General features: G+C 43.0%; 12 protein-coding genes. 8 read left to right on the forward strand and 4 right to left on the reverse strand.

Going from position 1 to position 12,520, the window contains the following annotated elements:
* Nucleotides 1–136: 136 nt before the first annotated feature.
* The 3 genes from ACJJIW_RS15020 to ACJJIW_RS15030 form a co-directional block, all read right to left on the reverse strand.
* Nucleotides 137–481, reverse strand: a complete 345-nt coding sequence (locus ACJJIW_RS15020; protein ID WP_413665278.1) for an ArsR/SmtB family transcription factor — start codon at nucleotides 479–481, stop codon at nucleotides 137–139.
* Between the two features lie 182 nt (nucleotides 482–663).
* Nucleotides 664–1,026: a phytanoyl-CoA dioxygenase family protein gene (locus ACJJIW_RS15025; RefSeq protein ID WP_444935586.1), complete on the reverse strand. Its 363-nt coding sequence runs from the start codon at nucleotides 1,024–1,026 to the stop codon at nucleotides 664–666.
* A gap of 367 nt (nucleotides 1,027–1,393) precedes the next feature.
* Nucleotides 1,394–1,750: a hypothetical protein gene (locus ACJJIW_RS15030; protein ID WP_282933309.1), complete on the reverse strand. Its 357-nt coding sequence runs from the start codon at nucleotides 1,748–1,750 to the stop codon at nucleotides 1,394–1,396.
* Between the two features lie 385 nt (nucleotides 1,751–2,135).
* On the opposite strand from ACJJIW_RS15030, the gene ACJJIW_RS15035 reads away from it, so the two are divergent.
* From ACJJIW_RS15035 to ACJJIW_RS15060, 6 genes are all read left to right on the forward strand, one after another.
* Nucleotides 2,136–4,418: a TonB-dependent receptor gene (locus ACJJIW_RS15035; protein ID WP_444935587.1), complete on the forward strand. Its 2,283-nt coding sequence runs from the start codon at nucleotides 2,136–2,138 to the stop codon at nucleotides 4,416–4,418.
* Between the two features lie 468 nt (nucleotides 4,419–4,886).
* Nucleotides 4,887–5,498 carry a CHAP domain-containing protein gene (locus ACJJIW_RS15040; RefSeq protein WP_444935588.1) on the forward strand — a complete coding sequence of 204 codons (612 nt, stop codon included), beginning with the start codon at nucleotides 4,887–4,889 and terminating at the stop codon, nucleotides 5,496–5,498.
* 490 nt (nucleotides 5,499–5,988) lie between these two features.
* Nucleotides 5,989–6,912: a haloalkane dehalogenase gene (locus tag ACJJIW_RS15045; protein ID WP_444894244.1), complete on the forward strand. Its 924-nt coding sequence runs from the start codon at nucleotides 5,989–5,991 to the stop codon at nucleotides 6,910–6,912.
* Nucleotides 6,913–7,160: 248 nt separating this feature from the next.
* Nucleotides 7,161–7,562, forward strand: coding sequence for a GFA family protein (locus ACJJIW_RS15050; protein WP_444935589.1), 402 nt, complete (start codon nucleotides 7,161–7,163; stop codon nucleotides 7,560–7,562).
* 58 nt (nucleotides 7,563–7,620) lie between these two features.
* Nucleotides 7,621–8,769 (forward strand): alpha/beta hydrolase-fold protein, encoded by a 1,149-nt coding sequence (locus ACJJIW_RS15055; protein ID WP_444935590.1) that lies wholly within the window; start codon nucleotides 7,621–7,623, stop codon nucleotides 8,767–8,769.
* A gap of 121 nt (nucleotides 8,770–8,890) precedes the next feature.
* On the forward strand, nucleotides 8,891–9,814 hold the full coding sequence (locus ACJJIW_RS15060; protein WP_444935591.1) for a DMT family transporter: 924 nt from the start codon (nucleotides 8,891–8,893) through the stop codon (nucleotides 9,812–9,814).
* 129 nt (nucleotides 9,815–9,943) lie between these two features.
* On the opposite strand, the gene ACJJIW_RS15065 is transcribed toward ACJJIW_RS15060, so the two are convergent.
* Nucleotides 9,944–10,867 carry an alpha/beta fold hydrolase gene (locus tag ACJJIW_RS15065; protein ID WP_282933303.1) on the reverse strand — a complete coding sequence of 308 codons (924 nt, stop codon included), beginning with the start codon at nucleotides 10,865–10,867 and terminating at the stop codon, nucleotides 9,944–9,946.
* Between the two features lie 182 nt (nucleotides 10,868–11,049).
* On the opposite strand from ACJJIW_RS15065, the gene ACJJIW_RS15070 reads away from it, so the two are divergent.
* A complete protein-coding gene (locus ACJJIW_RS15070) occupies nucleotides 11,050–11,400 on the forward strand; it encodes a winged helix-turn-helix transcriptional regulator (protein WP_282933302.1) in 351 nt (116 codons plus the stop codon).
* Between the two features lie 271 nt (nucleotides 11,401–11,671).
* Nucleotides 11,672–12,445: a class I SAM-dependent methyltransferase gene (locus tag ACJJIW_RS15075; RefSeq protein ID WP_444894240.1), complete on the forward strand. Its 774-nt coding sequence runs from the start codon at nucleotides 11,672–11,674 to the stop codon at nucleotides 12,443–12,445.
* Nucleotides 12,446–12,520 lie beyond the last annotated feature (75 nt).

A 12,520-nucleotide genomic window follows, 5' to 3' on the forward strand; every position in this document is an offset into this window, starting at 1 on the left:
AAGCTGGCTATTGCTGTAAATGGTCATTCTAGCGGTACTTAATGCAGAATTTAGGGCCTAAATGTACCTATCGGGGTGAAGAGAGGAAAGTTCGGACGTCATCGATAGAGGTCGCCCAAAGCAGGAGCGACATTGTTCAGTGCTGATCCGGTACCGCACACTTGATATCAGGACACTTTATCGGTGTATTGAAATCATCGTGACAGCATTCATCTTGTAAAAACTGAATAACCTCAGTTAAGTGCTGATATTCGGCTACGCAGAACAGGGTTCGGCTCTCACGCCGCTGGAAGATCAATCCCGCCGAAATCAGACTGGAAATATGGTGGGAAAGGGTTGATCCGGGGATATCCAACTGCTCCTGGATGTTGCCTACAGGAATACCCGGTAGGCCAGCTTTGACTACTTTTTTGTAGATCAACAAGCGGGTTGGGTGTCCCAGCTCTTTAAGCGATTTGGCTACTTCTTCGATTTCCATCATGATTTGGTCATAAGTTCTATATTCGTCGAAATATATACAGTTTAGTGCTAAAGATAAAGTGTCGTGTGGGGGGCTGCTCAAGTTAGTGCTGCCACTAGTTTCTTAGGATATTGAGAGGAAGCTACATTACTTATATTTCTTTAAACTATATTACCAAACTTACCGAAATAACGCTTTTACTGCTAATTGCCCCATAGTAGAAGGGTTAACACCGATTCTGAAGTAGACTCATTATCATCCAGAATTTCATTGTAGCCGTAAGAATCTTTGCCAAACACCTGAAAATTACCTACTTTGGGCAATGTGAATTCCAGCAAGCCCACCATGGTTGAAATGTTGTCTTTGCCATAAGGAACAACTTTTATGTAATTAGCTGTATACCTCCTGGCAAACGAAAATCGAGATTTATCTTTTGATGTGTTTGCATAGGATGTGTGCATATTTAGGGGTGAGAAAATAAGGCATTTACCGGCTTTCACTTCCAGGTCTTTTACCTCTAGATCAGCAAAGAGATCTTCTTCAATAATTCCCCTTGCGTTGAACAAAAGGATGGCCCCTTTTTGAAAGATCTCGCCAAAAAGGAATTGCTTGGCAACTCCTTTTCGTCTTCAGCGCTAGAAAACAGGTTGGCCAATGTACTTTTCTTTCTCTTCGGTGGGGCTTTCATTTAGGTTGCCCAGAGATTTTTATTTCAGGAGTTTTTAATGCAAAAGTCTTTAGTGTTAATGAGTTGATCTGAGTCTCAAATTCGAAGCAGTTGGATTAACGGCATAGGCATAGAGAGCAGCTAAAACGCGATCTGAACATGAAAGGGCGCCGTTAGCAGAAATAAAATCTCAGCTTATGTGATCGGCGCCCAGGTAACTTTGGATTGCTATAAATCTTGGCCTCGCCAAGTTTTGGCTAGCAGGCTTACTGATGTTTAGCCAATTCGACCGGTCCATGGTCATCACAGTGATCACCATGAACATGGTGAAGTCGCCCGTTAACCAGGTAGTCAACATGATCTCCGTGGGGAACCTGCTCATGGCCACAGTTTTTGCCGTGGACATGGGAGCTGTCGTAGCCCCCTGTAACAGGGTGGCAACCCTCCGGGTTTTGGGTGCTTACTTCCAAGACGTGCTCGTCGTAGTGGTCTTTGTGGGGATGGTGTAGGTGGCCGTCATGGAGGTAGCAGATATGGTCCCCGTGGCGAATAGCTGTGTGGCCACAGTGGCTATTATGTGTATGTGAATGATGCTCCGCCTGTTGGCACTTGCCTTTTTCCACGATAACTCTCCCGGCCGCTTGGCACTTGCATGGAACCACTCGTCGCCGAATGCTTCTAGAATCAATAATTTGGCGCCACATTTGGACAGCCCTACATACTAAATCTAAGAACATCCGGGTGTAGTTTCCAAATATGATCTTCTATCAATGGCAGAAAATCTGCCCCTACCCCTCAAATCTTGATCTGCGATGGCCTTACGGATGACTAGTCACTCAAATCTAGCCATTAATTCAATTTGCAATCGATTGCATTTGCGCATTATAGTTAAAGCACGGTGCATCAAGTGCGTTTAGCAACTCTTTATGCAATCGATTGCATAAAGCTTTATAAAAATAGCACCGCAGTATCAGAACATATAAGAATGACGACGAGAGGGAAGAGTTGATGAGCAAGAAACCATTGGCGCAGGCCGTATCCATGGCCGCGCTCTCCGTTGGTCTTTGCGGCTATGCCGCAGCCCAAGAAATTAGCCCTGAAAACGATATGGTGATGGAGGAAGTCATCACAACAGGCACCCCTGGCGGTGCAGGCATGCGTAAGCTGGATGCCAGCTTTTCTATCACAACTTTAAGTGATGATGAGATTGGCAAAGCCTCTCCTTCAAGTACTGCAGACCTGTTGAAGTCCGTTCCAGGCCTGTGGGTTGAGAGCTCTGGCGGTGTTTCTGGGGCAAATATCGATGTTCGCGGTTTCCCCGGCGGTAGTGATGCACCCTTTGTTACGGTATCAATGAATGGATTGCCTCTGTATCCAGCGCCAACACTCTCATTTTTAGAAAACTCTTCTCTATTTCGTGTCGATGAAACTATTCAGCGAGTGGAAGCTCTGCGCGGTGGACCCAATCCGGTTTTCTCCAATGGCCAGCCAGGTCTGACTACCAACTTTATCTTAAAAGAAGGTACTGAAGAGACTGAGGGGCGAGTTAAGTACACTTTATCTGACTATGATCTGCAGCGAACAGATGCCGTGATGACCGGTAAGATTTCGGATGATGTGTACTACATGGTTGGAGGCTACGTATCTTCTTCCCCTGGCATTCGTGATGCGGGTTTTGATGCGGAAGAAGGGCATCAATTTACCCTGCATATCACCAAAGAGATGGATAACGGCAAAGCGGGTTTTTACATCCGGGATACAAAAGATACTGGTACCTGGTATTTGCCCAATGCTGTATTTCTGGAAACAGATTATACCCAGGTAGGCCCCAGTAATCGCAAGGTTTCTGTACCTATTACTCTGGCTGACGGTAATGGCGGCTCAGAAACTACCTGGGAAACTTTCGATATGGGCGAAGGGCGCGGGTGGAATGGTAATGTAGCCGGTGCTTATCTGGAGCTAGACTTGGGGGATGGTTGGAGTCTCACCGAACGCTTTGGACTTACAGCAGGTAACGCTGATACTTTGGGTTTTGTTCCTAATGGTGCGCCTGTATCGCTGAACGCCCTAACGGATCAAACTGTAGTAACCGCCTCTGGAAACGAACTTAGTGGCGATACTGTGGTACAGCAGTTTGGTGCCTGGGTAGTACGCAAAGATATCGAGGCTACGACAAATGACATTAGCCTGGCAAAAGAGTGGGATAACTTTAAAGTAACAGCCGGTTATTACACCTCAAGCTGGGAAGTTGATGAATGGTGGTCCCTGGGTAACCAGAAATACTACGTACTGGGTCAAGATGGGGAGCTGATCACAGGAACTGCTGATGGCTCTGAGCTAACTGGTGATCTCGCTTGTAATACATCCGCAGATATTTCCACTTGTGATTGGAAATATGATGTGGATGCCGTGGGTGATGCCCGTGAAAACGCGCTTTATCTCGCCGGAGAGTTCTACTTAGGGGACTTTACCTTCGATCTGGGCGTGCGTTCCGCAAACCGCAAAACCAATTACTCCGTGGATCATGGTGAGCGAGACGGCAATTTTACCACTTATAAAGCGGACGAAGATGGCACTGCTTATACTGCCGCAGTGGACTGGGCGTTTGCCGAAAATATGGGCACTTTCTTCCGTATAAACTCCGGCTTTAAGTTCGCAGACTTTGACAACTATCGTGAGTTCGGTGATAGCTTCATTGCTGGGTCTGACCTTGTAATCGACATTGACCAATACGAACTGGGTTATAAATTGCAGGAGCAAGATTATTCCCTCTTTGCGACTCTGTTCTACAACGAAACCCAGGGCATGCCTGACTGTATCATTGGCAGCAGTACCTGTACTCGTTTAGAGACTGAGGCGCTTGGTCTCGAATTGGACGGTAAAGTTCACTGGGGAGATTTCACCTTTGGGTTAAATACTACCCTGCAAAAGCCAGAAATCACGAGTGGTGAATATGAAGGCAACCAGGTTATGCGTCAGCCTGAATACCAGGTGCGCCTGAGCCAGAATTATGATTTCACACTGAATGACATTGATATGGCTGTGTATACCGATATTAGTCGGGTAGGTGATCGCTTTAATGGAAGCAAGAATGAAGTAACTTTGCCAGCCTATACCAAAGTTGACCTGGGTGCAGTGGCCTATATCAATGATATTACTGTCCAGTTGGCTGTGGACAACTTAACTGATGAAGATGGTATCACCGAAGGTGATCCCCGCGATCCGCTAGCGTCCAATGTCCGCTACATCTTACCGCGCAATATCAAGCTCAGTTTCGCGTACGATTTTTAACCTCATGCCTCTCCCATAGGCTTCCAAGCTTTGCCGCACACTTCTCCAGTGTGCGGCTTTTTTATTGCCTGAAAAATTTAACTACAATCCATTTTCAAATCCATACAAATAATGAAGCTTCGATCTTTGTGGTCTAACCCAAATCCTTCCGGAGGCTCCCCAATAAAGTATGTGGTTAAACTGCTTTCATGAAGCGAAATTAGAGTCGAGGTGGAGAGCCCTAAGGTCATTGCAGGTGTGAAACCTTAACGTTCGTATGCAAATTTAAATTGGCAGTGGGAGATAGTTCTACTAGGTTATGAGCAGTTACTCCAATTCCTATTGCTAGCTGTATGTTGACGTTCGGACTAAAAAGTGGCATTAAAGTGGCGTAAGGGTTTGTTAGCTGTACTCTTTTCCCCTACTTTTTATTAGTTTAGTAATGTTTCATATATATTGGTTATTTTGGGTTGGTACATTTTTGGTAATATGAAAAAATTTATTGGATTTCTTGTTATTGTTTTGGCAATACCACTGCTCGTCTATTTTTTTACCTATAAGGGGGAGAGAAGTTTTACCAATCATCATGGCCTTCCAAATGTTAATCTGGTTGTCGATAATGCATATTCTCTTTGGTTTACGCCTTATGATCCACTGATGGGGATGTATAATAATATAGGAGGGAAACTTGGATTTATTGTCTGTAGTGATGTACCTAATATCGCTTACGGAATGGCTGGATATTCATTTCAGGTCTTATTGAGAGATAGTTTTGTAAAAAATCCAAATTTTTATGATGCTCGAAATGGTAATAATCCAGAGAGTCCATTTTTCCATCGCCGAGCAAGAAATCTATATTCCTATTTCCAGTCTATTCAATCTTTGAAACCAGTATCTTATAAGCCGCAGTTGGGGGATCTGGTTTTTTATAGAAAGACTGAAAAAGGATATATTGCTCATGTTGCTTTAGTTACTTATGTTGATGGTGGGGGATATAAAATCATGGAGTCAGCACCCAAAACCCTGTTCGCCAGGGAGGTAGACATGGATTCTCCAGTGAAAAGGGGTTGGATCTTGGCGGGCTTTGGTAAAGTGTATTGAGGTGTTGTCCATGATTCATAGTCATGAGAGATATTGTTCTTACAGTGATATATGCATCCCAGTGACTTTTGTAGCCTAATTTCTCCTAGGCTCAATTCCTGTTCACTGATAATTGAGATATATTGCTGGTAGACAGCTTACATCCAGATGGGTATTTCAATACATCTAACATGTTTTTAATGGTAAGAAGTTTGATTAATCGGCTGTACTTAGCTCAATGGTTTCAGACTTGCCAGATTGGCATTATGAGGTAATTTAAGTGATCTGGCGCCTAATAAGGTTTCTAAATGTAAAAATTAGAGATCGTGCCATGTTTTAGGAGCATATTTATCCTTATTATCTAGTAGGATAATAGGTATTTTTCTACAGTTACCTTTTCAGATTTGAAGCACCGATAAAAGCGCCACAATGGATGATCTCTGGATTCCCACTGATCTAGCTTTTCAGAAGCAAGGCGCTAACTTAACTTTCAACTAAAAGAGGGTTGCCGATGTCTATTGAACGATTGAGAACTCCTGAGGAGCGTTTTTCTTTACTACCGGGTTTTCCGTATACCCCTAACTATATTGATAGCCTGGAAGGCTATGATTCTATGCGTATGGCATATATCGATGAGGGGGAGCAGGATTCGGATACCACCTTTCTTTGCCTCCATGGGGAGCCCAGTTGGGGTTACTTATATCGGAAAATGATCCCAGTTTTTGTTGAGGCAGGACACCGGGTAATTGCTCCAGATTTGTTTGGATTTGGTCGCTCAGATAAGCCCGTCAATGAAGATGTGTACACTTTTAACTTCCATCGTAACAGCCTGATGCGTTTGATTGAGCATTTGGATCTTAAGAATATTACGCTGGTTTGTCAGGATTGGGGTGGACTTCTGGGATTGACACTTCCAATGGATATGCCGGATAGATTTACCCGATTACTGGTAATGAATACGGCTATCGCAGCAGGGGATGGCGCATCAGAGGGGTTCTACCACTGGCGGAACTTCTCTGTCAATGTGCCTGAAATCCCTGTGGGAGGGCTCATTGCCAATGATGCTCAATCTGAGGTCAATTTATTCGATATAGTAGCCTATGATGCCCCTTTTCCAGACAACCGCTATAAGGCTGGCGTTCGTCGATTCCCGTCAATTGTACCGGTTGATCCTGATATGGAGGGAGCAGAGCTAGGGGTAAGGGCTCGAGAATTCTGGTCTAGGAGCTGGGGTGGTGAGAGCTTTATGGCGATTGGAATGAGGGACTTTGTACTTGGTGAGAAAGTGATGGAGTTGCTGAGGGGAACCATCAAAAACTGCCCCGAGCCTCTCAAAATAGCGGAGGCGGGCCACTTTGTGCAGGAATATGGTAAAGAAATTGCTGAAAAGGCTCTCAGCCACTTCAAGCTTTCCTCTACAGTAACTGAAAATTAAGAGCGTACTAGTGCCGGGATAAGTTAGATCCTGGCGCTTTATTCCTGTGCAGCCTAAGAGGTTTAGGTTGCTCTCATCTTTCATAGCTAATTTACCACTGGGACTCTGTTTACCTTAGTCTTGTCATCAAACTTCAGTGTGCTCAAAGTGGGGCTTTTATCGATAACTATTACCTTTTATAAGGTAAATGGTATTCTGCACAGCTCGAATAGATACCTTAAGCCATTATTTTGAGTTGGGGGTTTAATATGATCAATGGTAGCTGCCACTGTAAAAGTGTCAAATTTGTAGTTAATGAGAAATCACTGGATGTTCGCAAGTGTTATTGTGAAACATGTAGAAAGCTAAGTGGAGCTGATTATTCAGTGGTGGCATTGGTGAATAGGAGTCAGTTTAAGATTATTAGTTCTCCCCAGAAGCTTTTACAATATATTTCTAAACCAGGAAAAACTCGGCACTATTGTCCCACTTGTTTTGCCCCGGTTTTTGTTGAGGTAGAACCCCAATCTAATCTCTGCCGGATTCGTCTGGGATTACTTGATGATAATCCTGAAGTTAATATATCTGGTCACATGTGGGTTAGTGAGATGCCCTCTTGGTGTAGTATTAGCGATAATCTTCCGGTATTCACTCACGATTACTCTGAATGATAAGACAGAGTTAGAAACTGTGGGCTGGTAAGTTGAGTTGTAATGAAAGGGTATTTGAATGAGAAGTATATTTGTTTTATTTTTGTTCTTTTCGGTTAATGTCCTAGGGGAAGTAGCACATTTTCGTATAGATTCAGAGATCCTGGGAGAGGAGGTTACAGCTCGCGTATCTTTACCGGATACCTATCACCATTCTGAGAGTTTTTCTTATCCTCTACTAGTGATATTGGATGGCTCAACGCAATTTAATCATATGGCGTCTAGTGTACATTTTTATAGTACCTATGCTGTTATACCTGAAATGATAGTGGTCGGTATCAGCACTCAGGATCGGCTCGCATATTTTACTCCCACTGAACCCGAAGCCTACGCGGGGCGCTCAGGCAAAGCTGACAAACTGACAAAATTCTTGGAAGACGAATTCTCAGGAATCTTGAGTGAGAAATATCGAATTTCTCCATATTCTATTATCTCAGGTCACTCACTTTCTGGGCTATATACTAGTTACTTGGCAATTAATAATGAATCTATGTTTGATGCAGCAATTTCAATTAGTCCCAGTTTATGGTGGGATGATTCATCTCTTATAGATGATTATAAGGGTAGCCATGCAAGTAAGGAGAATAAGCCTTTTAGATGGTTTCTGAGTATGGCAAATGAGCCAAATGAAATGCCGTCGGCTTTTAACGGTATGCTTCAAGCATTAAATGATATGCCAAGATCAGGATTGTACTTCTCTTATGCACGATTCCCCAATGAAACACATGACAGTACACCCTTAGTAGGCAATGCAAAGGGGTTGCAAGCAGTTTTCTCTGGTTGGAATGCTGTGCCTGAAATTGATGTTATGTCTTTAAATGAATTAAAAGAGTTTTATAGTTCTAAAGTTGATGAGTATGGCTATTTATTTCCACTTTCTGTACATCAATATAATGTCTATGGGCTTAAAGCGGCCTATGAAGGTAAGACTGATTGGGGGATTGAGATCCTAGAGCAGGGAGCTAAGGAATTTCCCGATTCTGAGATTTTATGGGATAGTTTGGCAACTGCCTATAAGTTGGGCGGAAAACTAAAGGGTGCAATGAGTGCTTCAGATCGAGCCGTTAAGTTAGCAGAAGAGACCAACTCAATCTTTCTCAGCGAAATAAATACTCAAAATGCTCAGCTTAGAGCCACGCAGGTAGAAGGTTCTTTGGGAGATATATAAGAGAGAGGATAGGGTAGTACGAGCATAAGATTACAGTAGGATTTTGGGGCGATAAACTTGGTATACACATTGGAAATTTCATACTTCAATAGAATCTGTAGTCTTTATTAGAGAGTTTAAAGTGAAGTTTAAAGACAGTCGTGGAATTATTCTGACTATTTTGGCAATGCTCTGTTTGGCTGGTATGGATGCAACAGGTAAGGTTCTCGTTCAGAACTATTCTATCGTTCAAATAATGGCGATTCGTTTCGCGATATTTTTTTTCATCGTTATAAGCTTGGCGAGACTCAAAGGGAGCTTGGAGTTAGTGCGAAGTAAAATACTTGGCACTCAATTAGCCCGCTCTATTGTTCTCGCCCTTGAGGTGTCAGTATTTGTTTTTGCTTTTAGTATGATGTCTTTGGCTGATGTGCATGCTATAGCTGCGACAACCCCATTATTCGCAATATTAATGGCTGGATGGTTTTTAGGGGAGAGGATAGATACAAGGAGCTGGGTAAGTGTTGCGGCTGGATTTATAGGTGCCCTTATTATCATTAGGCCTGGAATGGGAATGATGGGTTGGCAAACCTTGATCCCCATCTTGGGAGCTATCCTATGGGCCGCATATCAAGTGCTTTCACGCCGTGTTTCACACTTTGATAGTGCCGATACAACCGTTTTCTATACCGCGACTATGGGTCTTATTATTTTTGGAAGCTTAGCACCATTTTATTGGGTAGAGCCGACAGTATCAGGGTGGCAATTGTTGATTTTAAATGGGCTCTTAGGTGCAATGGGCCACTATTTACTGATTAAGGCACTGGCACTTACTCCAGCTTCTATTTTGCAGCCCTTTAGTTACGCTTTACTATTTTGGGCTATTGTTATTGGCTTTGTAATCTTCGGAGATCTGCCTGATGGAATTACATTATTTGGCGCCTTCGTAATATTGGCTGCGGGATTTTATGCTTCAGACCTAGGCCGCGCATTGATTGGTGTTTCACAGATTAAGGCCAAAAAGGGGAAGGATGATGCTGAATCAGAGTCAAAGTTAATGAGTTAAAAAACCAATTTGATAAAGGGCGCTCTAATGATGGTAGTTGAGCCCCATTAATATATCGGTGGCGAAATTGTTTAACGCCACCTTGAATTCAGTTAGTGATTAGGTATCTGTTCTTAGAATATTTAAAACTCATGCGTCACGATGCTCAAGGAAGCCGCCATCTACCCAATTGATTATCAAGTCAACATACTCTTGTCCAGCATCTTCCGATGAGAAGTGAGATGCGTTGTCAAATATAACTAGCTTGCTATTGGGGATATGCTTGGATAAGGCAGTCGCATTATCCACTAAAACAAATGGATCTCTCTTGCCCCAAGTGATCAATGTCGGAACTTTAATACCATTTAGTTTTCTCTCAATCCATGGAAGCTCTTTCGAATAGCTTCCAAAGAAACTGATGGCGCACTTGTGACTATCACTATTAAAGGCTATGTCATAGTACTCTTGGATAGCTCGTTTGCTGGGTTTGTAGTTGTGATAGCCGTCTTTGACGGCAGTCAGGAAGTTGGTTTTCATTACTGACTTCTTGTTTAAGCCTTTTGCTATCCAGCGAACCATTCGGGATCTGACAACGGCCATAAGAATAGGAGAGAGTTTTGGAGGGAAGGTGCCTGGGCCGTCAAAGATATTGAGACTCAAGAATCGTTGAGGGTGGTTAATAACGGCCGCTAAAGCAATAGGCACACCCACATCCGGCCCTACCAGGTGGGCCTGCTTGATGCCAAAATGGTTCATTATTTGAACAAGGGCTTCGCTCAGGCTGCTTGGAGACATATCTCCTTCCTCCGCTTTTGATAAGCCAAATCCTGGGATATCAAAGGCTAGCACATCAAACTTTTCACTAAATGCTTCAATGGATGACTCCCACATGCGAATACTTTGGGGTAGACCATTCAGCAGTAGTAGGCTGGGAGCCTGAGGTTTTTCCTTGCGTAGAAAGCGAATGTTAAATTTCCCTACAGAGACAAACTGCGGTGTAAATATATCGTCAGCGGTTGAGGGTCTATTGGAGGCGTATTGGGTGAGGGCCTTGTCTAAGAGAGCTTGGGTCATAACAGGGTATATATCTATATGGGTCTATAGGTGATTTCGGGTTAAGTTACTTATTTATACTAGGTTACTCACTTGAGAGTTGGTTGCCAATAAGGCACTATTAAGTGGTTAAGTTACTTTTTGATAACCTATGGAGTGGAAGGGTGGGGACGCAGAATAAAAATAGTGAGAGGCGCGTGTTTGTGAATGATGATGAATGTCCCGTTCGTAATGTAGTAGCTCAAATTGGTGACAAGTGGTCCATCCTGATATTGTTTGCCCTTGTTGATGGTCCAGATCGCTTCAACTCCCTGAAGTCGCGTATTGAAGGGATTTCACAGCGAATGTTGACGCAAACCCTGCGTGACTTAGAGCGCGATGGTTTTGTACTCCGTACTGTCTTTGCGCAGGTTCCAGTTAAAGTGGAGTATGAATTAACTGACCTGGGAAGGGGGTTATCTGCAGCTGTGTGGAAGTTAGTCTCTTGGGCAGATGAACATCATCCCGAGATTCGTAAAGCGCGCCTAAGATATGATGAGGATAATCAATCGTAGATTAAGGATTCTATCTTCTATTGTCCCCATTTAGGGCTTTTCTCAAAGATTCTTAGCCTGCTTTATAGTAAATCATGATTTGTACTTGCAATTTAGTTCAATAGAGCCTTTTGTAGCTGAAGCATTACTGTAAATATATAGTTAGAATGATTGGCAATCTTAGTTTTCTTGAACTTGAGGCATAACGGAATAGGACTTACAAGTAAATTTAAATTTCTTACCCTTGATAATTAAATAAAATCGATAAATATAAGTAATTAGAAGGTGAGTCATGGATTTTTTTGAAATTAACCGACACTCCTGGGATAGCCGCACCCGTATTCATGTGAAGTCTGAATTTTATAATATTGATGGATTTCTAAGCGGAAAATCTACCTTAAATGAAGTCGAGCTTTCAGATATAGGTAGTGTGTCTGGAAAAAGTTTACTCCACTTACAGTGCCATTTTGGATTGGATACCTTATCTTGGGCTCGATTGGGGGCGAAGGTGACGGGAGTTGATATTTCTTCTATAGCCATTGCTGAAGCACAGGTTCTTTCTGATCGTTCAGGTTTACATGGAGAGTTTATCTGCAACGATATCTACAGTTTTGGAGAGTCAAACAATAAAGAATTTGATGTCGTCTTTACTTCCTACGGCGCACTCTGTTGGTTGCCGGATATTGAACGATGGGCATCAGTTGTTGCTCAATGCTTAAAGCCGGGGGGGACTTTCTACATCGCAGAATTTCATCCATTTTATGATATTTTCTCTGGTTACACATACTTTCATCGAGCCGATCCAGATATTGAAGAGCAGGGTACCTATACAGAGAATGATCGGGGTGACAAGTCTACCCTAGCCACCTGGTCACATCCGATTAGCGATGTTGTGAGTGCATTATTAAAATATGGTATTCAAATCGCTCAACTAAAAGAATACCCGTATAGTCCTTACAACTGTTTTGATGGCATGGAGGAGCGTGAGAAGGGGAAATACTACCTGTCTTTTAAAGGACATGAGATTCCGCTAATTTATACTATTAAAGGTGTCAAAGTTACTTGAGACAAAGAGCAATAATAGTAATCAGGCTGGCGGTAGATTTGCGCAGATTTTTTTTGGGGGAGGGAAAAGGAGGGT

It is taken from the genome of Microbulbifer maximicatervae (SeqCode), from assembly GCF_052467815.1.